This is a genomic window from Flavobacterium sp. 123, from assembly GCF_003634825.1.
GTDB lineage: Bacteria > Bacteroidota > Bacteroidia > Flavobacteriales > Flavobacteriaceae > Flavobacterium.
The window spans coordinates 729557-750213 of record NZ_RBXD01000001.1 but is presented as its reverse complement, the minus strand read 5'-3'; the positions used below and the strand labels follow the sequence as shown (position 1 = coordinate 750213).

Annotated in this window: 22 protein-coding genes and 2 tRNA genes; 8 read left to right on the top strand and 16 right to left on the bottom strand. The window is 32.3% G+C overall.

The window, feature by feature from the left end; translation table 11 throughout:
* The first annotated feature begins 25 nt into the window (after positions 1 to 25).
* Together gldN and C8C88_RS03420 are read left to right on the top strand one after the other, a co-directional pair.
* Entirely contained in the window at positions 26 to 916 is an 891-nt protein-coding gene (gene gldN / locus C8C88_RS03425) for a gliding motility protein GldN (protein ID WP_121338549.1), read from the top strand.
* A 90-nt stretch (positions 917 to 1006) separates the two neighbouring features.
* On the top strand, positions 1007 to 2059 hold the full coding sequence (locus tag C8C88_RS03420; RefSeq protein WP_121336779.1) for an FAD-binding oxidoreductase: 1053 nt from the start codon (positions 1007 to 1009) through the stop codon (positions 2057 to 2059).
* 2 nt (positions 2060 to 2061) lie between these two features.
* Here the strand turns inward: C8C88_RS03420 and C8C88_RS03415 are convergent, their stop codons facing one another.
* Positions 2062 to 2451: a DUF983 domain-containing protein gene (locus C8C88_RS03415; RefSeq protein WP_121336778.1), complete on the bottom strand. Its 390-nt coding sequence runs from the start codon at positions 2449 to 2451 to the stop codon at positions 2062 to 2064.
* Between the two features lie 64 nt (positions 2452 to 2515).
* Here C8C88_RS03415 and C8C88_RS03410 point away from each other — a divergent pair, with 64 nt between their 5' ends.
* Positions 2516 to 4423, top strand: a complete 1908-nt coding sequence (locus C8C88_RS03410; protein WP_121336777.1) for an ABC-F family ATP-binding cassette domain-containing protein — start codon at positions 2516 to 2518, stop codon at positions 4421 to 4423.
* A gap of 29 nt (positions 4424 to 4452) precedes the next feature.
* Here the strand turns inward: C8C88_RS03410 and C8C88_RS03405 are convergent, their stop codons facing one another.
* Complete coding sequence (locus tag C8C88_RS03405; RefSeq protein WP_121336776.1) at positions 4453 to 5418, bottom strand: App1 family protein; 966 nt, start codon at positions 5416 to 5418, stop codon at positions 4453 to 4455.
* Positions 5419 to 5483: 65 nt separating this feature from the next.
* On the opposite strand from C8C88_RS03405, the gene C8C88_RS03400 reads away from it, so the two are divergent.
* A complete protein-coding gene (locus tag C8C88_RS03400; RefSeq protein ID WP_121338548.1) occupies positions 5484 to 6353 on the top strand; it encodes a diacylglycerol kinase family protein in 870 nt (289 codons plus the stop codon).
* A gap of 12 nt (positions 6354 to 6365) precedes the next feature.
* Here C8C88_RS03400 and C8C88_RS03395 read toward each other — a convergent pair whose 3' ends face one another.
* Positions 6366 to 7514, bottom strand: coding sequence for an 8-amino-7-oxononanoate synthase (locus tag C8C88_RS03395; protein ID WP_121336775.1), 1149 nt, complete (start codon positions 7512 to 7514; stop codon positions 6366 to 6368).
* 98 nt (positions 7515 to 7612) lie between these two features.
* On the opposite strand from C8C88_RS03395, the gene C8C88_RS03390 reads away from it, so the two are divergent.
* A complete protein-coding gene (locus tag C8C88_RS03390) occupies positions 7613 to 7891 on the top strand; it encodes a 4a-hydroxytetrahydrobiopterin dehydratase (RefSeq protein ID WP_121336774.1) in 279 nt (92 codons plus the stop codon).
* Positions 7892 to 7934: 43 nt separating this feature from the next.
* On the opposite strand, the gene C8C88_RS03385 is transcribed toward C8C88_RS03390, so the two are convergent.
* On the bottom strand, positions 7935 to 8417 hold the full coding sequence (locus C8C88_RS03385; protein ID WP_121336773.1) for a DUF1761 domain-containing protein: 483 nt from the start codon (positions 8415 to 8417) through the stop codon (positions 7935 to 7937).
* Between the two features lie 177 nt (positions 8418 to 8594).
* On the opposite strand from C8C88_RS03385, the gene C8C88_RS03380 reads away from it, so the two are divergent.
* The gene (locus tag C8C88_RS03380) at positions 8595 to 9446 is read left to right on the top strand and encodes a leucine-rich repeat domain-containing protein (protein ID WP_121336772.1); all 852 of its coding nucleotides are present in this window, start codon (positions 8595 to 8597) and stop codon (positions 9444 to 9446) included.
* A gap of 226 nt (positions 9447 to 9672) precedes the next feature.
* Here the strand turns inward: C8C88_RS03380 and C8C88_RS03375 are convergent.
* Together C8C88_RS03375 and C8C88_RS03370 are read right to left on the bottom strand one after the other, a co-directional pair.
* Positions 9673 to 9745: transfer RNA gene (locus C8C88_RS03375), tRNA-Met, on the bottom strand.
* A gap of 32 nt (positions 9746 to 9777) precedes the next feature.
* A tRNA-Met gene (locus C8C88_RS03370) sits at positions 9778 to 9850 on the bottom strand.
* A gap of 117 nt (positions 9851 to 9967) precedes the next feature.
* Here C8C88_RS03370 and era point away from each other — a divergent pair.
* Positions 9968 to 10849, top strand: a complete 882-nt coding sequence (gene era / locus C8C88_RS03365; RefSeq protein WP_121336771.1) for a GTPase Era — start codon at positions 9968 to 9970, stop codon at positions 10847 to 10849.
* Between the two features lie 253 nt (positions 10850 to 11102).
* Here the strand turns inward: era and C8C88_RS03360 are convergent, their stop codons facing one another.
* Positions 11103 to 11600 (bottom strand): hypothetical protein, encoded by a 498-nt coding sequence (locus tag C8C88_RS03360; protein ID WP_121336770.1) that lies wholly within the window; start codon positions 11598 to 11600, stop codon positions 11103 to 11105.
* Positions 11601 to 11739: 139 nt separating this feature from the next.
* Between C8C88_RS03360 and der the strand changes: the two genes are divergently transcribed.
* Entirely contained in the window at positions 11740 to 13050 is a 1311-nt protein-coding gene (der, locus tag C8C88_RS03355) for a ribosome biogenesis GTPase Der (RefSeq protein WP_121336769.1), read from the top strand.
* Positions 13051 to 13092: 42 nt separating this feature from the next.
* On the opposite strand, the gene pstB is transcribed toward der, so the two are convergent.
* The 9 genes from pstB to C8C88_RS03310 all read right to left on the bottom strand — a co-directional run bounded on the left by pstB (position 13093) and on the right by C8C88_RS03310 (position 20653).
* Positions 13093 to 13854: a phosphate ABC transporter ATP-binding protein PstB gene (pstB, locus tag C8C88_RS03350; protein WP_121336768.1), complete on the bottom strand. Its 762-nt coding sequence runs from the start codon at positions 13852 to 13854 to the stop codon at positions 13093 to 13095.
* Complete coding sequence (gene pstA / locus C8C88_RS03345; RefSeq protein ID WP_121336767.1) at positions 13851 to 14690, bottom strand: phosphate ABC transporter permease PstA; 840 nt, start codon at positions 14688 to 14690, stop codon at positions 13851 to 13853. The genes pstB and pstA overlap by 4 nt, the downstream gene beginning before the upstream one ends.
* A gap of 11 nt (positions 14691 to 14701) precedes the next feature.
* A complete protein-coding gene (pstC, locus tag C8C88_RS03340; protein ID WP_121336766.1) occupies positions 14702 to 15595 on the bottom strand; it encodes a phosphate ABC transporter permease subunit PstC in 894 nt (297 codons plus the stop codon).
* 68 nt (positions 15596 to 15663) lie between these two features.
* Entirely contained in the window at positions 15664 to 16611 is a 948-nt protein-coding gene (locus C8C88_RS03335) for a PstS family phosphate ABC transporter substrate-binding protein (RefSeq protein ID WP_121336765.1), read from the bottom strand.
* A gap of 13 nt (positions 16612 to 16624) precedes the next feature.
* Positions 16625 to 17773 (bottom strand): porin, encoded by a 1149-nt coding sequence (locus tag C8C88_RS03330; RefSeq protein ID WP_121336764.1) that lies wholly within the window; start codon positions 17771 to 17773, stop codon positions 16625 to 16627.
* A 392-nt stretch (positions 17774 to 18165) separates the two neighbouring features.
* On the bottom strand, positions 18166 to 18579 hold the full coding sequence (locus C8C88_RS03325) for an Rrf2 family transcriptional regulator (protein WP_121336763.1): 414 nt from the start codon (positions 18577 to 18579) through the stop codon (positions 18166 to 18168).
* A 3-nt stretch (positions 18580 to 18582) separates the two neighbouring features.
* On the bottom strand, positions 18583 to 19359 hold the full coding sequence (locus C8C88_RS03320; protein ID WP_121336762.1) for a tetratricopeptide repeat protein: 777 nt from the start codon (positions 19357 to 19359) through the stop codon (positions 18583 to 18585).
* A gap of 56 nt (positions 19360 to 19415) precedes the next feature.
* The gene (locus tag C8C88_RS03315; RefSeq protein WP_121336761.1) at positions 19416 to 20216 is read right to left on the bottom strand and encodes a YgcG family protein; all 801 of its coding nucleotides are present in this window, start codon (positions 20214 to 20216) and stop codon (positions 19416 to 19418) included.
* Positions 20216 to 20653, bottom strand: coding sequence for a TPM domain-containing protein (locus C8C88_RS03310; RefSeq protein ID WP_121336760.1), 438 nt, complete (start codon positions 20651 to 20653; stop codon positions 20216 to 20218). Before C8C88_RS03310 ends, C8C88_RS03315 begins: the two co-directional genes overlap by 1 nt.
* Positions 20654 to 20657 lie beyond the last annotated feature (4 nt).

The window sequence follows — 20657 nt, the reverse complement described above, 5'->3', positions numbered from 1 at the left end:
CTCAATATCTTATAATGATACCATGATGAACGCAAGAAATTTTTTAATAGCCATTGTCACTGTAAGTGTGAGTTTTGCATCTTTTGCACAATCTAATTTGCTAAATGCTAAGACTCCGAGCCAAATAGGACTTAAATCTGCAGCACAACTTGTATCTGATAATGATAAGCCATTGGCTTATGGTTATGTTGATGATAGAGATATTTTGATGGGTAAAACTACTTGGGAAATTATTGATTTAAATGAAAAAATTAATTTCGCTTTGTATTTTCCTATTGATACCGCTAATATTGGTTCAGACAGACGCTCATTATACGATGTTTTGACAAAAGCAATGAAAAACGGCAAACTAACGGAAGTATATACAGATAGTTATTTTAATACTAAAAAATCATTGAAAGATATTCAAGCATCTTTAACTCGAATTGATACTACAGATGCAGGAAGGGAGCAAATTAATGCTGGAAGCAGTATTTCACCTGAGTATATTGTACAACAAGATTTGACAGCAGAAGATGTATCTCAATATAAAATTAAAGGGTATTGGTATTTTGACAAACGTCAAAGCGAATTGAAATATCGTTTGCTTGGAATTTGTCCAGTAACTCCTGATGTATACACTATGAATAGTGATGAGAAAGATTATATCGAATTATTCTGGGTTTTCTTCCCTGCTGCTAGAGACGTTTTACATGAGGCAAAAGCATTCAATGATAAAAATTCAGCTATGCCAATTTCTTTTGACCAAATATTAAATTCGCGACGATTTAATAGTGTTATTTACAAAGAAGAAAATGTATATGGTGATAGGGCTATTGATGAATACATGAAAGACAATGCTCAAAATCAATTGTTAGAATCAGAAAGAGTGAAAGAAAAAATTCGCAACTTCGAACAAGATATGTGGAATTATTAATTTATTCCCAAAAATTAAAAACTCTTACTCAAAAGGTAAGAGTTTTTTTGTTTTATGTACGAACTTTGCAGTATTAAAATGTATATATAAATGATTGATTACTTAATTGTAGGTGCGGGATTAGCAGGTATTTCATTTTCTGAAGTAGCTTTGAAAAACAATAAAACTATTTTTGTATTAGATAATGATTCTCAAAACTCCTCTAAGATAGCGGGAGGTTTGTATAATCCTGTTATTTTAAAACGATTCAGCGAAGTTTGGCAAGCACAAGCACAATTGGTTTTAATGAATGAATTTTATGATAGCTTAAAACAAAAAATTAAGGTTGATTTTGATTTTAAGAAACCAATTCTTAGAAAGTTTTTTTCAATTGAAGAACAGAATAATTGGTTTGCTGCTTCTGATAAAGCCGCTTTAAGTCCTTTTTTATCTACGGATTTAATTTATAAAAAGTATGAGGGGATTGACGCTCCTTTTGGCTATGGTGAAGTACTTCAAACGGGTTATGTAGACACCGCTTTGTTATTGAAAACATATAAAGATTTTCTGATCAACAATAATTTATTTCGAGAAGAATCCTTCGATTATGATGAATTAAGATTACAAAAAGATACCATTATTTATAAGGATATTGAAGCTAAACACATCCTATTTGCAGAAGGATTTGGAGTGCATTCAAATCCGTATTTTAATACTTTGCCTTTAGATGGGACAAAAGGAGAGCTTTTTATTATAAAAGCACCAGATTTAGATTTAGATGTAATTGTAAATACAAGTGTGTTTATTTTGCCTATTGGAAACGATTTGTATAAAGTGGGTGCTACCTATAATTGGAAAGATAAAACAGATTTACCTACTGAGGAAGGTAAAGCCGAATTAGTAGCGCGTATCAAAGAAATTTTAAGTTGTGATTTTGAAATTATCTCTCATTTTGCAGGAGTTAGACCTACTGTAAAAGACAGGAGACCTTTAATAGGAACGCATCCAAAACATCCATCAGTACACATTCTTAACGGATTAGGGACACGTGGGGTTATGCTCGGGCCTGCAATGGCTAAAGTTTTGTATGATTCGATAGAACATCAAATTCCTTTAGACAAAGATATCAACATTGACAGATTTTTGTCTAAAGGAAAGAAGTAAAACTATTTTTTGTTATTTGCTGCTTCAGGGTCATAAGAAACAAACATATTTATATATATATTTCTAGAAAGCCTTAAAACCAAAGGGAATAAAATAATTAATGCTCCAATAATTGCAGCAAAAGCAACTTTTAAATTTGATTTAAAAATCACATATGAAATTATAAATGCCGCAATTCCTACTGCCACATTTAGTCCATAACTGACATACATAGCACCATAAAAGAATGATGGTTCGATTTGATATTTTAAACCACAATGACTACAATTGTCATTCATTTTTAAAACTTTAGATAGATGTAGTGGGTTTTTGTCCAAATACATACTCTCATTCTGACATTTAGGACAACTTCCTGTTAAAATACTATTTAGTTTGGATCCTTTTTTTAACATTTGCAAAAATTTTTAACAAAGGTACAATTTTTGAACAGTACCAATGTAACATTAGTCACAAACTATGCTTAATATACACAATTTATCCGTTTCGTTCGGAGGCTCTTATTTATTTGAAGAAGTTACTTTTCGTTTAGGTGCAGGAGACCGTGTTGGTCTTGTAGGTAAAAATGGCGCAGGAAAATCCACCATGCTTAAAATTTTAGCAAAAGATTTTGCTCCAGACTCAGGCAGTATCGCTCAAGAAAAAGAAATCCGAATGGGGTTTCTACGACAAGATATTGATTTTGAACAAGGGCGTACCGTTCTTGAGGAAGCCTACGAAGCTTTTACAGAAATTAAAATTGTAGAAAAAAAGCTTGAAGAAATCAATCATCAATTAGTTACCAGAACGGATTATGAAAGTGAGGAATATAGCCAGATTATAGAAGATTTGTCGGATTATACCCATCGATTTGAACTTTTGGGAGGATACAATTATGTTGGTGATACCGAAAAAATTCTTCTTGGTTTAGGTTTTAAAAGAGAGGTTTTTGATAATCAAACAGAAACATTTTCTGGAGGTTGGAGAATGCGTATTGAATTAGCTAAGTTGTTATTACAATCCAATGATATTTTGTTACTGGATGAGCCTACGAATCACTTGGACATTGAGAGTATCATTTGGTTAGAGAGTTTTTTACGTAATTTCCCAGGTGTTGTGGTGATTGTTTCGCACGATAAAATGTTTTTGGATAATGTGACCAACCGAACTATTGAGATTTCTTTAGGGAAAGCGTATGATTTTAATAAACCATATTCTCAATATTTAGAATTGCGTCATGAAATTCGTGAAAAGCAATTGGCTACTCAAAAAAATCAAGCTAAAAAAATAGAAGAAACAGAGAAGTTGATTGAAAAGTTCCGAGCAAAAGCATCAAAAGCTTCTATGGCTCAATCTTTAATCAAGAAATTAGATAAAGTAGAACGTATTGAGGTAGATGAAGATGATAATTCAGTGATGAATATATCTTTTCCAGTTTCTAAAGAGCCTGGTAGGGTAGTAATTGAGGCTGAAAATGTAACCAAAAGTTATGGTGATAAAACCATTTTGAAGGATATTAATCTTTTGGTAGAAAGAGGAAGTAAAATTGCTTTTGTAGGACAAAACGGACAAGGTAAATCTACTTTTATCAAAGCAATAGTTGATGAATTTGAATACCAAGGAAATATAAAATTAGGTCATAATGTACAATTGGGTTATTTTGCACAAAATCAAGCAGAATACCTTGATGGAGAAATTACCTTGCTTCAAACTATGGAGGATGCAGCAGCGGATACGAACCGAATGAAAGTTCGTGATATGTTGGGTTCTTTCTTATTTCGTGGTGATGATGTTGAAAAAAAGGTGAAAGTACTTTCGGGAGGAGAAAGAAACAGATTGGCATTATGTAAATTGTTATTGCAGCCTATCAATGTCTTGTTGATGGATGAACCGACCAATCACTTGGATATTAAATCTAAAAATGTTTTGAAAGCTGCTTTGCAAAAATTTAGTGGGACATTATTGTTAGTTTCTCACGATAGAGATTTCTTGCAAGGGATGTCTAATTTAGTTTATGAGTTTAAAGACCAAAAGATAAAAGAATATTTAGGGGATATCAATTATTTCTTAGAACAACGCAATCTTGAAAATATGCGTGAAGTGGAGAAAAAAGATGCTTCTAAAGCAGCTGCTCCAAAAGAAAGTAATAAAGCTTCCTACGAAGACCAGAAGAAAGGGAAAGCGCTACAAAACAGATTAAGTAAAGTGGAGAGCCAGATTAAGCAATTAGAAAAAGATATTCAGCATGATGATAAAATGCTAGCGTCTAATTATGATAAACATATTGAAGATGCATCTTTTTTTATGGCTTACAATAAAAAGAAAGCAGAATTGGATAAACTCTTATTAGATTGGGAAATTGTTCAAGAAGAAATAGATAATTTATAAAAAAAGAGCTCCAATTTGGAGCTCTTTTTTTATGAAATTATTCCAATCTTTTTTGAATGTTTTATAGCTTCACTACTGTGTCTAAAATAACATGTTGAGACTCCCAAACTTTGAAGATTTTTCATAATAGCTGTAACTTGTTTTTTTTCATATTTGTTCGATTGTCTGATATAAACAGCTTTTACGGTAACGGGAAAAATTTTGCAAATAGCTTCATAGAGATACGGGTCGTGTTGGGAATCGTCACCCAATAATACATATTGTAAATTTGGATAAAATTCTAAAATATGTTTGATTTTTTCAAACTTATGGTTGTGGCTACTTCTTTTAGTAAAAAAATCCGTCAGACTAATTTTGATGTCTTTTAATAAAAAAACGGCTTTGGGTAATTTATGAATTTCTGTGAATTTCTCCATCAAACGATATAAATTCCACTCGCTACTTGAAACGTAAAAAAAAGCATTAAATTCCTCTTTATTTTCTCTTCCTGCTAAACTCAAAGCTTGATAATGTGGCACTACATCTTTGAATACTTTTCGAGAAGCCACACTACGAAACAGAATATTATAGAATTTTTTAAATGGATTTAGCGTATATGAAATCATGAACGTATCATCAATATCTGATATAACACCAAGGTTTCCTTTATGAGGACGAATGTAGTTTTCTTTTGCACTAATTGTTTCTCCTTTGTAAACAATGCTGACTTCATACGGAATCCAACCATATATTTCATTTTGATCTAAAGGAACGCAAAATTTAAAATACCCATCTTTTAATGTTTTAGTATGAATTTTGATTTCGCCATGTTTTAAATATACATCCGCATTAGTCTGTGTTTTGATTCGGAACATATTGATAACAGAACGGGCATTTTTTAAATTTTTTTCTTGAAAGTCATAGTCTTTCTTTTTTGTAGGTTTAAAAACATGGCCCATCACTATTAATTCCTGCTCATTTGCATATCCGCGGTATAATTTTAAAATAGGCTTCATTTTTTGTAGTACTTTTGATAGGAGTTCTAAGTTAATTGTTTTTAATCAATAAAAGAAGTAAAACTTTGAAAAAGAACGTATTAATGATTGTTAATCCAGTTTCTGGTGCCATTGATAAAACAAAGTTTATTGATGCGGCAAATCGTTATGCAGCAAAAGAAAATCTCAATTTGATACGCTATACAACTTCAGGAATTGATGATGTAATTCAAATAAAAAACCACTATGAGATTTATAAACCAGACCGAATTATAATAGTAGGAGGTGATGGGACAATAAAAATAGTATCCGAAGCAATCGAAAATCAAGATGTTGTTCTAGGTATTTTGCCAGCAGGCTCTGCAAATGGTTTGGCAAAAGAGTTGGATTTAATAAAAACGGTAGAGGAAAATCTCGATATTGCATTTCATAACGATGGGGTTGAAATGGATTTGGTTGCTATTAATGGAAAGAAAAGCATGCATTTAAGCGATTTAGGTTTAAATGCTGCCCTCATCAAAAATTACGAAAGCAGTGATGTGCGTGGGATGTGGGGATACGCATTACAAACGATCCATACATTAATAGATTTTGAAGGGCCTTTTGTGGCAACCATAAATGCAAATGGTAAAGAATGGGTTTGTATTGCTAGAATGATAGTTATTGCGAATTCTAAAAAATATGGAACAGGAGTAGTTATTAATCCTGAAGGAATCAATAATGATGGAAAGTTTGAATTGGTGATTTTGAAAAATTTAGATTTAGTAGTTTTTATAAAAATAATTACCGGGAATATCCCCATTAACAAAGAAGATATTGAAATCATTTCGACAGATAAAGCTACTATTACTACAAATTTCCCTGTGAGTTTTCAAATTGATGGCGAATATTGCGGAGAACAAACCAAACTAGAAATTGAAATTTTTCCTAAGCAAATGAAAATAGCAGTTCCTTAAAGGAAACTAATTTTACTTAAAAGGATTTCTTTCTTTCCAAATGGTTTCTGGCTCTAAATATTTAAAAAAATAACCAAGTTTTTTATTGATAAAAAAGTTACTGTGCTGCATTAAACCATACATTTTTATTGGCTCAGCTCCAACAGAACTTTTTATTTCAAGAGCAGTTCGTGCCAAAACAATTTCTTTGAATCCTTTATTGATGGAGTACGCGACCATGTCATAAAGCATGTTTAAGTACAACATTTTCTCTCGTTGTACACTGTCATCATATCCTAAAAAGTAAGTGTCTAAAACAGTTCCGTTTTTTATTAATGTATTGAATCCTATTAGTTTTTCGTCCAGGAAATAACCATAAAAAAGAAATTTATCTTTTAGTTTTTCTTTAAAAATCCTAAAGTGATTCTTAGCTAAAAAGAATGTGTTGAATGAAGCATTTTCGGCCACATGAAAATATAAATCATAAATTAAAGCTTCGTTAGCTATAATTTCATCAAGATGCATTTTTCTTTTTTCAATACCGAATGCTTTTTTTCGGGTGCGTTTGTATTGATCTCGATATTTTTTTGACAAGGCATCAATGTAATCCTGTTCTCTTTTCCAGTTTTCTCGTATGGAAAAAGTCATATTGGGTTGGGTCGAAAATTTTAAATAATCTTTAAATTCTGGAATATCAAAAATAACAATTTCTTCAGTCGAAAAATCTTTGATTGTGGTAAGATGGATTTTTTTACCAATAGATTTAAAATGATTCTTTAATTCTTCAGTAGCTTTGTTTAAAGCCTGTATAATTTTAGTTGGTTCTGCTTTTTCAGAAATAGCAAAAGCATTTTGTCCCGTCAGCATATTATTTCCAAGAATCAAAATATGGGAAGAAAAATTTCTGAAAATAAAATTTCTAACCATCGTTTTTATGCATTTATCCCGTTCTCCAAAAGATTGTAATTTATTCAAATCTAAAAATTGACATAAAGCAATGCCAATTAATTCCGTATCATGGAAAATCCCAATAAAATGACAAATCATATTTTCAGGTGCTGATTTTTCTATGATTTGAAGGTATTCTTTGGATAAGAATATATTTGAAATAGCCAAATCATTCCAATTCTCAGGAAGTCTTTTTGTGCTAGTAAAGATGGAATAAGAATAGGAATTGCTCAAATCAGAGTTGGATATTTTGCCAAAAATAGCTAATAAATTTAAAATTTTCTTGTTTGAATTGAAATTGACTAACTTTAACGAAATTAAAAATATAGATTATGGAAAGATATGACAACAAGACGATACAAAGTCAATTAGAAGATCTTAAAGATTGGCACTATATTGATAATGCAATTGAGAAAAACTTTCTGTTTGCAAATTTTTCTCAAGCTTTAGGATTTATGGTTCAAGTTGGTTTGTTAGCAGAAAAAGCAAACCATCATCCAGAATTTGTTAATGTGTATAATAAGCTTAGGATTAGGTTAAATACACATGATGCGCAAAATTCGGTTACGGATAAAGATATTAGCTTAGCTAAAAACATTGATAAAATTTAAACTAAATCTCGCTAGGTTTATGGCGAGATTTAGTTTAATGTATTTATTCCCAAGCACAAATAATACCTCCCATAACCATTAAGCTGACAATCCAGAAGCCACTTGTTACTAAAGTGTATTTAAAACTCCTTTTTTCATACATGGCATTGGTTCCTAATATAGGTAGGACTAAGAATAATCCAGTCAGAAAACCATGTAGCGCACCATGTTTGAAGGTTCTATAAGCAGTTCCATAATCTGCGAGGAATGCTGCGTAAGAAGGTAAAGCTTTTGATGCGTCACCACCAACCATTCCTAAAGCACCAGTTTGGTGTATGGTTAGAAATCGAAGTACAAAACTGATGAAGAAAGCATAAATAAATGAGGTTGCAAATATCAATGCCATATTTGATCCTTTCATTTTTTCTTCGGTCGTTCCAGATTCTTTCATCCAAATGGTTCCAAAGACTTTTGGGTTGTACCAGATGAATCCCACGATTAATGTGGACAAAGCCGCTGCAAATAGAGCTAAAAAGTTGATTTCCATAAAATTAGTGTTTAAAGGTTTGTAATTCAAATTTATGAAATTATTTTTTATTAAAATTATTAAATTTTGTAAGATTAAAATTTCAAAAAATAACAATTTTAGGTATTTTATCGATGTTATTTGCTGATTAACGATAAAATAACTAATTTAGTTCCGTTGAATTTAATAATTTGTATTATGAAAAAGCTATCCCCCATATTTTTTACAGTTTTATTTTCAGTTTCAATGTTGGCAGAAGTATCTCAAGTCGAAAAGACCGCTCTTGTAAAATTATATAAAGCTACAAACGGAAACCAATGGAAAGTAAAATGGGATTTGGCATCTCCTGTTGCTACTTGGCCTGGTGTTGTATTACAAAATGATAAAGTAGTTGCTCTAAATTTAGCGGATAATAATTTAATAGGAGCATTGCCAAAGGAAATTTGTAATCTAGTTAATTTACAAGAATTAAATTTACACAAAAACCATATAACAGGAATAATTCCGGAAGCTATTGGGGATTTAAAAGAACTAAAAAAATTAGATATTTCATTTAATCAAATATCAGGTTCAATTCCAGCTTCTATTTGTGAAATGGTAAAATTAGAAAGTTTAGAATTGTATATGAATATGATTTCTGGGGAGTTACCATCTTCTATTGGAAATTTAAAACAATTACAAACATTGTCATTATATAACAATGAATTAGTGGGACAAATACCAAGTTCATTATATGAAATTGATACACTAAAAACATTATTATTAAGCAGTAATAAACTTTCTGGAAAGTTAGCACACGGAGTTGTTAATTTTAAATCATTAGAAAACCTTAGTTTGTTTGATAATAATTTAGAAGGTCAAGTTCCTTTAGAGATTGAAAAATTGAGAAATTTAAAAGAAATGAACATTTCATATAATATGTTCAGCGGATTAGTATCAAAAAACTTAGCATCATTAGACACATTAAATATGACCATGCTTAATGATAAAGGTGTTGCTGTTGTTCTAGAAGTTGCTAAAGACAATACAGCAATAGCCTCTGAAGACTAGTCTGATATTTTAAAAATAGAATTAATTAAATTATAGTAATAATAAGATTGTGTTTTATTCGTTCAAAATTGAATAGTTTATTAATTTATGGAATGAACCCGTGACAAACCATCACGGGTTTTTTTATGTGAATTAGTTTTGTGATGCAAATCAATAGTGTTGTACGGAATTCCTAATTTGAGTTTACTCCATAAAAAAAGCTCCAGATTTCTCTGAAGCTTTCTAGTAGCGGGAACAGGACTCGAACCTGTGACCTTCGGGTTATGAGCCCGACGAGCTGCCTACTGCTCTATCCCGCGATGTGCGTTTGTAATTTCAATAAAATTCTTAGTAGCGGGAACAGGACTCGAACCTGTGACCTTCGGGTTATGAGCCCGACGAGCTGCCTACTGCTCTATCCCGCGTTGTTTCGGGTGCAAATGTACAACGAAAATTCACATTTTCAATGAAAATTTTAAAAAATGTTTTATTTCGTCTATTGACTTGATATGTCTACCTTTGCAGGATAAATTAGTATAGAAATGTCACATAAAGCAGGTTTTGTAAACATCATAGGAAATCCAAACGTTGGAAAATCAACTCTAATGAATGCCTTTGTTGGAGAAAGATTGTCCATAATCACATCAAAAGCACAAACAACACGTCATAGAATTCTGGGAATTGTAAACGGAGAAGATTTTCAATTAATCTTATCAGATACTCCAGGTATCATCAAACCAGCATATGAAATGCAGGAATCGATGATGAATTTTGTGAAGTCCGCTTTTGAGGATGCTGATATTTTAGTTTACATGGTCGAGATAGGAGAGCAGGAGTTGAAAGACGAAGCTTTCTTCAATAAAATCATCCATGCTAAAATTCCAGTTTTGTTATTGTTAAACAAAATTGATAATTCAAACCAAGAACAATTAGAAGAACAAGTAGCATTCTGGACGGCTAAAGTGCCAAATGCAGAAATCTTCCCAATATCAGCTTTGCAGAATTTCAATGTGCCAGAAGTTTTTGAAAGAATCATTTCGCTCTTGCCAGAATCGCCTGCTTATTACCCGAAAGATCAATTGACGGATAAACCAGAACGTTTCTTCGTTAATGAAACCATTCGTGAAAAAATATTATTGAACTACAGCAAAGAAATTCCATATGCGGTTGAAATCGTGACCGAAGAATTCTTTGAGGACGATAACATCATCCGTATTCGTTCCTTGATTATGGTGGAGCGCGATACCCAAAAAGGAATCATTATAGGGCATAAAGGCGCTGCTTTGAAGAAAGTAGGAATGGATGCTCGTGCCGATTTAGAAAAATTCTTTGGCAAACAAATCCATATCGAATTGTATGTAAAAGTCAACAAAAACTGGCGAAGTAATGCGAATATGCTAAAACGTTTCGGTTACAATCAATAAGTTTTGGGCGTGACCCAAAAAGGGTCAGGCTATTCGTTGCAATCTTTACTTTTTTAAAGAAAAAAAAGTAAAGGATTTCCACTACTATCCTTCACGCATCAACAGAACACAAAAAAATCGTAAAAGCATATTTAATGCTTTTACGATTTTTTTTAGCCCCGATAGTCCCGAAGCTTCGGGAGGCATCCTTTTCTTGCTTTTTTTGAGCAAGAAAAGATAAAGTGGATAGCGGGATTAAGCTCCCAGAATATATTTAGGAAGCAATCATTTCGTTGAATAAATCGTCTAAATAGTCCATTTGTTTATGACCACTTTTCCGAATTTGTTTGGCGATGAAATACAATAAAAACCAAACACAAACCATTAGTGCCATCACTACTAAATCCATAGTTATGGGATTTTTAAGCACATAATTAGAATAAGCGATTCCTGAAAAAATCAAAAAAATTCCAGCTACCATAAAGTGTAGAAACATGAAGAATGTCCATAGCGTAGGGTCAGGACCAAACAAGCCACGGATATGAGTTTCGGTTTCGGTTTTTTTCTCTAATTCAATATGCAAATGAGGGGAATAATAGGTTTTTTGAGCACCTTTTATGTTGAGCCAAATATGGTATCCTCTAATTTTTACAAAGTAATCATTGGATTTTATTTCAGTGTATTTTGCAAATTTAGCACGCAAAGCATCAATGTTTTCAGAGACATCTTTGTAAAATCGTAAACGAAGTCTTATTTCATTATCAGTATCCATAAAAGTAAATTTTTGGTAATAAATCGGCACAATTTTGCTAATATACCAAAAAAATTGATAATCATGCTTTTAAACACTACCTTTGCAACCCGAAACTGCACCGCAGTATTCGAGAAAAATAAATATTTGAATTTATATTATGAATAACATTGTTGCGATAGTAGGAAGACCTAATGTGGGGAAATCAACCCTCTTTAATAGGCTGATACAAAGAAGAGAAGCTATTGTAGATTCAGTATCAGGGGTGACCCGAGATAGAAACTATGGTAAAAGCGAGTGGAACGGAAAAGAGTTTTCTGTAATTGATACAGGTGGATATGTCCGTGGATCAGATGACGTTTTTGAAGGCGAAATCCGCAAACAAGTGGAATTAGCGATTGATGAAGCTGATGTTATTATTTTTGTGGTTGATGTTGAGGAGGGAATTACTCCTATGGATGATGCGGTTGCAAGATTGTTGCGTAAAGTAACTAAACCCGTTTTACTTGCTGTAAACAAGGTGGATAATGCTATGCGTGAGAAAGATGCAATAGAGTTTTACAACCTTGGTTTAGGAGAGTATTACACGTTTGCCAGTATTTCAGGAAGTGGAACAGGCGATTTGTTAGATGCATTGATTGATGCGTTTCCAGAAAAACCAGAACCAGTTACAGAAGAAGTAGTTTTACCTCGTTTTGCAGTTGTAGGACGACCTAATGCAGGAAAATCAAGCTTTATTAATGCTTTGATTGGTAAAGATAGATATATAGTTACGGATATTGCAGGAACAACTCGTGATGCAATTGACACTAAATTTGACCGTTTTGGCTTCGAATTTAACTTGGTAGATACTGCCGGAATTCGTCGTAAAGCAAAAGTTAAGGAAGATTTAGAGTTTTATTCGGTTATGCGTTCTGTTCGTGCTATTGAACATGCGGATATTTGTATTTTGATTATTGATGCTACTCGTGGATTTGAAGGACAGGATCAAAGTATTTTTTGGTTGGCTGAAAAAAACAGAAAAGGAGTAGTGATTTTAGTAAACAAATGGGATTTAGTAGAGAAGGATACTATGTCAACCCGTGATTACGAAGAGAAAATTAGAAAAGAATTAATGCCATTTACGGATGTGCCTATTCTTTTTGTTTCGGCTTTGACTAAACAACGTTTGTTGAAAGCATTAGAAGCTACAGTTCAGGTTTATGAAAATAGACAACAACGTATTGCGACTTCAAAATTCAACGAATTTATGTTGAAAGTAATTGAAGCGTACCCACCACCAGCAACCAAAGGTAAATATGTGAAAATTAAATATTGTATGCAGTTGCCAACACCAACTCCTCAGTTTGTGTTTTTTGCCAATATGCCACAATATGTTAAGGAACCGTACAAACGTTACCTTGAAAATAAAATTAGAGAAAATTGGGACTTCTCAGGAGTGCCAATAGATATTTATATTAGAGAGAAATAAAAAAAAGTCCCAAGTAATTGGGACTTTTTTTATGCAGGATTTTTAACTCAAGAAACCTTTAACATAATCTTTTGTTAGTTTTTCTTTCGGGTTAAGCAGTACTTCTTCAGTAGGGCCAAATTCAATTATTTCTCCCATATATACGAATCCTACATAATCAGAAACTCTTCTTGCTTGGCGCAAAATATGTGTTACTAATACAATAGTATATTGGTCTTTTAGTTGCAAAAATAATTCCTCAATAGCTTGAGTAGAAATAGGATCAAGGGCTGAGGTTGGTTCATCACCCAAGATAATTTCAGGTTCAATGGCCAGTCCTCTAGCAAGGCATAAACGTTGTTGTTGTCCTATAGATAATCTTGTAGCAGGAGCTTTTAATCGGTCTTTTACTTCATCCCAAAGATTTACAGCGCGAAGGTATTTTTCAACAATTTCGTCTAACTCTTTCTTGTTATTATTTCCATGAATTCGTTGTCCGTAAGCAATATTGTCATAAATATTCATTGGCAATGGGAAAGGTCTTTGGGATAATAGCCCCATTTTTTTTCGTATATGAGTTACCTCTACTTTTGGATCGTAGATATTTTCACCATCTACAAGGACTTTTCCTTCTACATGAACATCAGTTTGTCTGTCAAGTAATCGGTTCATGGTTTTTAACAATGTAGTTTTTCCACAACCTGATGGGCCAATTAAAGAAGTAACTTTTTTGTCTGGAATATCTAAATTGATGTTTTTTAGGATGTGATTGTCTCCTATATGTACGTTAAGATTTTGAATGCTGATATGTGGCTGAATAATCATATTTTATTTTTTGAAAGGTTTTTGCTTGCTATTTTTGCGGTAATACTAATTATTAAAACAATTATGGTTAGAATAACGGCAGCGGCATAGGCTCGGTTTTGAACTTCAGGAATTGGGCTACTCAATTGAAAAAATATTGATAGTGGTAATGTTGCTGCAGGTTGATCTAGTGAGGTAGGAATGCTATCCGTAAAACCGGCAGTAAATAACACACAGGCAGCGTCACCAATAGCCCTACCAAATGATAATAAAACAGCCGTAATGATTCCAGAAGTAGATTGCCTTAACAGGATTTTTGCAGTTTCATAACGTGTGGCACCAAGCGAATAAACAGCGTTACTCATATCCTCTGGTACAACCCGAACTACTTCATCAATTGCTCGTACTAAAATGGGAATTATTAATAAAGTTACCGTTATTATTCCTGCTAATAATGATGTTTTTAACCCAAAGTAAACCATAATTACAAACCCAAAAGCACCATAAACAATAGATGGAATTCCAAATAAGATATCATAACTCAATCGGGTTATGTTCGCTAGTAGTGAATTTTTCTTTGCATAGGTATTGATATAAATTACAATAGGTAAACTTATTATTAGTCCTAATACGGTAGATCCTATGGTAATGTAAATCGAACCAATAATTGCATTTAGAATTCCTCCTCCTTTACCAATGTAAAATCCTCCTTCAGGTATTTTTGAAATCATGTCCCAACTTAATGAGCCCACACCTTTTGAAAAAATGGTGTATAGTATCAAAAATAAGGTGCTTGAAATGATGATGGTACTTGCAATCATCAAAACTTTAAATATGTTTTCTTCTATTTTTCTCATTTTGATATGATTTAATTCGTTCTTTTTTCGATTCGAAATAATATAATTCTCGAAATAGCATTAAATAAAAAGATAATGACAAATAATAATAAAGCGGCAAACATTAACGCAGAATCATACATTGGAATAGACATCATTTCGCCATAGTTATTAGCTATAAGTGCAGGCAACGGATATCCCGAATCGAAAACGCTTGTGGGGATTTGTGCTAAATTTCCACAGACCATTAATACAGCAATTGTTTCTCCAAATGCTCTTGAAATAGCCAAAACAGTCGCTGCAATTATTCCTTCTGTTGAACGTCGTAATAATACTTTTTTTACGGTTTGCCATTTGGTTGCACCTAATGATAAAGAAGCATCACGCAATTCTTGAGGTACATTATCAAATACTTCAATTAAGATGCTTATAATGAGTGGGAAAATCATAATAGCCAGTACAATTCCACCTGCTAAAACAGAATATCCTGTGTTGAATTCAACAAAATGAGGGGCTATTTTTTCTTGTATTAAAGGAACGATTACTAAGCCTCCCCATACACCAAAAAGTACTGGTGGAATTCCAGATAATAGTTCTATTAAAGGCAAAACAATTTTTTTTACTCGAATAGGAGCATACTCCGAAAGATAAATGGCTGTTAATATTGATAACGGTAATGCAATTAAAATGGAGATTCCGGTTACCCAAAGTGTTCCCATGATATAGGAATAAAAACCAAAAGATTCTTTGAAAGGCTTCCATTCAGAGGAAAAAAGTAAGTTAGATAATGAGTTGGTACTTAATACAGGGATTGACTTATAGTACAAACCAAATCCTAATAATAAAACCGTAGATATAGATAGAATGGTAAGCACAAAGAAAATTTTGCTAAAGAAACTATCTTTTAATAGTCTTATATTTTTCATTTATTCAAATTTAACCCCATCTTTAAAAGATATTTCGGATGGGGTATTAATTAATTTCTATGATTTTGTTACTTAACTTTTTCTAACTCTTTGTTTAATTTTTCTTTAGAAAATTTTATGTAACCTGCTTCCGTAACATATTTTTGTCCGTCAGTAAGGATGTATTTTATGAATTCTTTTACAATTGGATTTTTTGGTTTTCCAACAGTTACATAATATAAATCTCTGGCAGGAGGCGAAGGATATTTACCAGCTACAATAGCAGCAATTAATTGATTAATATCATTATAGAAATCTTCGTCAGGATCTAATTTTCCATTATTATTAAGGTCAATTGGTACAGGTACAATTCCATTAATTGGTTTGTTACTTTTCGTATCGTAGATGTAAACAATGTTATTAAACCCTAAACCTGAAGGATCTCTTTTTACAGCTTGTGCTAATCCTGGGTCACCAAAAACGGCTACTCCTTGTAAATCTTCTTGTTTTTTACCAAAATATTTTGCCCAAGTTTCTGCTGCTCCTGCAGCATCAGATCTTGTATATACATGAATTGGTGCTGTGCTTTTGAAACCTAATGTGTTCCAAGTTTTATATTTACCGGTGATAAATATGTTGTTAAACGCTTCTTTTTTAACCCCTTTTTCATATAATACTTTTGTGTATGGGCTTGTTGTGCTTATGGTTGGAATTACTGCGTCTTTAGTGACAGCAACGGCATAAGCTCCTTTTTTATATTCAGCAGCGTTAAGGTCTCTCGATACTAATCCAATATCCGTTACTTTAGATAATACATCTGTAATTCCTTTTCCAGCACCACCAGCTTGAATGTCTATTTTGACTTTTGGATGTGTTTTTTTAAATTCCTCTGCCCATTTCACAGTAATTGGGTATAAAGCAAATGCTCCAGAGATACTGATGTTTCCTGATAAATCTTGTGCGGATACTTTAGTGAAGTTCCCATTTGTAAGCAATAGAATAATTACTGCTAGTGTTGATAGTTTATATGTTTTCATGTTTATTTAGTATTTAAAATTTTAGTTGTAATTGTGCAACAATTTCATCTTTATTGATGGTGCCTCTTTGCTCATTTTTATGTTTGTAATTCACTTGAAACTTCACAAAACTGTTTATGTGATAATTTGTTCCAAGAGTGTAGAATGTTGTAATATCATTCTTAGGGTTGTTTTTTGTTGGATCGAAAGTGTCGTATTTAGCCACAAATTGAAATTTCTTCGGCAATATAAAATAGCCAACTTGTGCATACCATCCATCTTTTACTAGATCTTTCGTAACGCCACTCACTAAATAAGAGCCTTGTTGTGCTTGCAAATATTCTGCTCTAAAAGAAAAATCATTATAGTTTACAGATACATCAGCTCCAATTCTATTTTGGACTTGGTTTTTTGCAGGTGTTCCCCACGAGTCAAAACCATTAGAATAGGAGATACCAAAGTCTAAAAACTCATATGGATGCGCAACAACTCGGGCTGCAATATCTTTAGATTCGTTTTTGTCAGCGGCAATGTTAATTCCTTGTCCATTAAAATAAGCTATGTAATAGTCTAAAAGAAAACGATTTGATTCTGTTTTAAATAAACTTCCGCTTACTTGCAATCCTATGTCACGACCATTTTGATCCCCAATAGCGTCTTTGTTTCTTCCTACTAATCCGCTTATTTGTGCTCTATCAATTGTTTCTAGTGTGTTGTCAGATGTTGTGCTTTCTAAAGAGTTTGGGATTAAAAATTGTCCCCCAGTTATTTTTAAATAATCATAAGGTTTGTATGTAAAATAGGCGTCAATAATTTTCGGACTTACAGCAAAATCTGTCTGTAATCTATATTCCCATTCAGGCGAAAAGTTTCCTTTAATATCAAATCTTGCTCTTCTGATGTCAAAACCATCTGGTTTTCCTGGTTCTTGTAATGATTGATAGCGTACTTGAGTATATCCTCCAATGTTTATATTTCGGCTAGAAAGAACATTAAATAATTTCTGTTTTTCTTTGATGTCTTGTTGTTTCAATGCGTAATCTGCTCTAATGGAGTCTGCATCATTTTGTTTTACTAGCCCTTTTTGAATAAGTAAGTTAAGAACGTCATCTGATGATTGTGCATTTGCAATTCCTATTGTGAAGAATGCAATAAGTATTAATAGTATTTTTTTTGTGTTCATAATTGATTTTTTAATTTTTTAATTTTGTGTTTATTCCTTTTATTCTATTGGGGTTGTGTTTCTAAAACTCAAATCCCATATTCATTTACTATGCCCGAGGGCACATAATGTTGAATCTACACACTTTTTTGAAATTAAAAATTCTCTTTACTTTAGAGTCTAGGTTTAATAAATTTTTTTTCGGTTCTCTATTTTTCATATTTAAAATATATATATTATATGTAATTAGTATAGTTTAAAATCACTTATAACATTATTGTTTAATTACTACTCTTTTTAAAAATTACTTCTAATATGTATTATTTTTTTGTTTAAAAAAAGAAGTTGCTTTTGTAATTCGATGCAAATATATATAAATTCTATTAAAGTAGTAGGGTTTAAAAAATATTTTTTTATTTTTTTACTAATGAGTCAATAGTTATGCTTTCCATTGCAGCCAAAGTCTTTTCTCTAATAGCAATTAATCCGTGTCTAAGGGCGCATTCTGACTCGGTTTTACAATCTAAGCAAGGCTCGTAAAAATTTAGAGAGGCACAAGGTAATAATGCAATTGCACCGTCAAATAATCGATGAATATCTGCTAAAGTTATTGTGCTTTTTGATTTTAAAAGATAGTAGCCTCCAAATTTTCCTTGTTTGCTACCTACAAAATGTCCTCTTTTTAGATCCAATAATATTTGTTCCAAAAACTTTTTAGGAATACTAGCACCTTCTGCAATTTCACTTGTTCTTGCTATATATCCTTCGTCTTGTTTGGCTAAAAACAGAAGTGCTTTGAGTGCGTATTTAGTCTTGTGTGAAAGCATTTTTTATAATTTACAGTATTGATTTAGTAACTTTTTAGCAGGAATAAATCCTAATTGATTGGCTTTTTTTAAATCAGAACAATAATCTTGTTTTAATTTAAAATTTATAATGTGCAAAGCCCTATTATAATATCCTTCCCCATTTTTTTGATCCGATTGAACGACAGCATTAAAATCATCTATGGCATCTTTGCGATTCAGTAATGCTTTTGAAATTGCTCTATTCTTCATGGTTTCAATAAAACTCACATTGAGTGATAACGCTTTGTCAAAATCTTTTATAGCCTCTTCATGCAGCTGTTTTTGAGCTTTTATTATTCCTCTATTTAGATAGGCTGGACCACAATCAGGATTAATCTCAATACATTTTGAATAGTCTTCTATAGCACCATACAAATCTACATAATTTGATTTTGAAAAAGCACGACTGTAATATGCTTTATACGAAATTTTGTTTAGAGCAATACATGTTGTGTAATCTGAAACAGCTCCTCTATAATCTTTGATTTCATCTTTTAGTTTTCCTCTACTAAAAAAGTATTTAAAATCAGTTGAATCAATGGCGATTGCTTTGTTATAGTCTGAAAGTGCATTTTGATAATCTTTAATAGCAAAATAAGAATATCCTCTGTAATAGAAATTATCTGCGGTTGGCCATTTTTCAATTAATTCATTCAGCTCTTTGATTTCATTTAAATTCCCAGTTTTGATGCTATCATTTACTCCTTGTGCAGACACTACAATACTATAAAGCATAATAAAGAATAATGAATATCGCATGGGATTATAATTTGGTTAAAAAAATAAATGATATTTTTAAAGTGCTCCGCTAAAAATTACCAGCTTCCGCTAGAACCACCGCCAGAGAAACCACCTCCGCCAAATCCACCACCAAAACCTCCGCCACCGAAACCGCCACCTGAAGAACCTCCAAAACCGCCACCTCCGCTATTTCTACCAAGGCTACTTAAGATGATCACATCAAGCAAACTTGGTCCTCCGCCATTAGAATTTCCAGAATTTCCTCCGCTATTTTTATTTCTTGAGATTAAAACAAATAATATGACTACAATAACTATTAATGGAAAAATAGGAAAATCTTTTTCTTTAGTCTGTTTTCGCTCGCCTTTATATTTTCCTTTAAAAACATCTAATAAAGCATCGGCACCTTTGTCTAAGCCGCTATAATAGCTTCCTGCTTTAAATTCAGGAATGATTATATTTCGAATTATTTCTCCACCAATTCCAGCTGTCAATCGGTCTTCAAGTCCATAACCAGGATTAATTGCTATTTTCCTTTCGTCTTTTGCAACTAAAATAATTACTCCATTGTCTTCTTTGGCTTGACCAAAACCCCATGTATGGGCCCATTTTGTAGCTAATTGACTTACATCTTCGCCTTTTAAGCTTTCAATGGTAATCACCACAATTTGGGTTGTTGTTGAGTCAGAATATTTGATTAGTTTTTCCTCCAGTTGTGATTTTTCAGTTGCACTCAAAAGGTTGGCATAATCATATACAGAAGTCTGAAAATCTGGTTTTTCTGGAATTGTAAATTGGGCAAAACTGATTTGTGTAAAAAGGAAACAAACCAAAAGTTTCACTAATATTGAAGTGTTTTTTTTATATAAAGTCATTACCCTTTTGATATTTCATTTGATAATTCATTGGTATCATTTTCTTTCCAAGGAAAATTAGTACTTAGTTGATGTCCCGCTTTAGTTATGCCGTCAATCAAACCTTGCTTGAAATTTCCTGTTTTGAATTGAGCTGCCATGACTTCTTTTGTAGTGTCCCAAAAATCTTCGGAAACAACATCATTTATTCCTTTGTCTCCACAAATTACAAACTTTTTATCGGTAACAGCTAAATAAATTAAAACACCATTTTGAAGTTGGGTTTCATTCATTTTTAATTCATGAAAAACTTCCAAAGCCCTATCAAAAGCTGCTTTGGAAGTTGTTTTTTCTATGTGTATTCTAATTTCGCCAGAAGTGTTTTTTTCAGCCACACGAATAGCTTCAACAATTTCTTGTTCTTCTTCCTTGGTTAAAAAATCTTCTACTTTTGACATTATT

Excerpts from the sequence above, each read along its gene's own strand:
- gldN (WP_121338549.1), top strand. The coding sequence starts at position 26 with ATGAACGCAAGAAATTTTTTAATAGCCATTGTCACTGTAAGTGTGAGT.
- pstA (WP_121336767.1), bottom strand. The coding sequence starts at position 14,690 with ATGAGAAAAATAGAAGAAAACATATTTAAAGTTTTGATGATTGCAAGT.
- C8C88_RS03390 (WP_121336774.1), top strand. The coding sequence starts at position 7,613 with ATGGAAAGATATGACAACAAGACGATACAAAGTCAATTAGAAGATCTT.
- C8C88_RS03330 (WP_121336764.1), bottom strand. The coding sequence starts at position 17,773 with ATGAACACAAAAAAAATACTATTAATACTTATTGCATTCTTCACAATA.
- der (WP_121336769.1), top strand. The coding sequence starts at position 11,740 with ATGAATAACATTGTTGCGATAGTAGGAAGACCTAATGTGGGGAAATCA.
- C8C88_RS03310 (WP_121336760.1), bottom strand. The coding sequence starts at position 20,653 with ATGTCAAAAGTAGAAGATTTTTTAACCAAGGAAGAAGAACAAGAAATT.
- C8C88_RS03420 (WP_121336779.1), top strand. The coding sequence starts at position 1,007 with ATGATTGATTACTTAATTGTAGGTGCGGGATTAGCAGGTATTTCATTT.
- C8C88_RS03385 (WP_121336773.1), bottom strand. The coding sequence starts at position 8,417 with ATGGAAATCAACTTTTTAGCTCTATTTGCAGCGGCTTTGTCCACATTA.
- C8C88_RS03325 (WP_121336763.1), bottom strand. The coding sequence starts at position 18,579 with ATGCTTTCACACAAGACTAAATACGCACTCAAAGCACTTCTGTTTTTA.
- C8C88_RS03410 (WP_121336777.1), top strand. The coding sequence starts at position 2,516 with ATGCTTAATATACACAATTTATCCGTTTCGTTCGGAGGCTCTTATTTA.
- C8C88_RS03320 (WP_121336762.1), bottom strand. The coding sequence starts at position 19,359 with ATGCGATATTCATTATTCTTTATTATGCTTTATAGTATTGTAGTGTCT.
- C8C88_RS03380 (WP_121336772.1), top strand. The coding sequence starts at position 8,595 with ATGAAAAAGCTATCCCCCATATTTTTTACAGTTTTATTTTCAGTTTCA.
- C8C88_RS03405 (WP_121336776.1), bottom strand. The coding sequence starts at position 5,418 with ATGAAGCCTATTTTAAAATTATACCGCGGATATGCAAATGAGCAGGAA.
- C8C88_RS03335 (WP_121336765.1), bottom strand. The coding sequence starts at position 16,611 with ATGAAAACATATAAACTATCAACACTAGCAGTAATTATTCTATTGCTT.
- C8C88_RS03415 (WP_121336778.1), bottom strand. The coding sequence starts at position 2,451 with ATGTTAAAAAAAGGATCCAAACTAAATAGTATTTTAACAGGAAGTTGT.
- C8C88_RS03315 (WP_121336761.1), bottom strand. The coding sequence starts at position 20,216 with ATGACTTTATATAAAAAAAACACTTCAATATTAGTGAAACTTTTGGTT.
- C8C88_RS03360 (WP_121336770.1), bottom strand. The coding sequence starts at position 11,600 with ATGGATACTGATAATGAAATAAGACTTCGTTTACGATTTTACAAAGAT.
- pstB (WP_121336768.1), bottom strand. The coding sequence starts at position 13,854 with ATGATTATTCAGCCACATATCAGCATTCAAAATCTTAACGTACATATA.
- pstC (WP_121336766.1), bottom strand. The coding sequence starts at position 15,595 with ATGAAAAATATAAGACTATTAAAAGATAGTTTCTTTAGCAAAATTTTC.
- era (WP_121336771.1), top strand. The coding sequence starts at position 9,968 with ATGTCACATAAAGCAGGTTTTGTAAACATCATAGGAAATCCAAACGTT.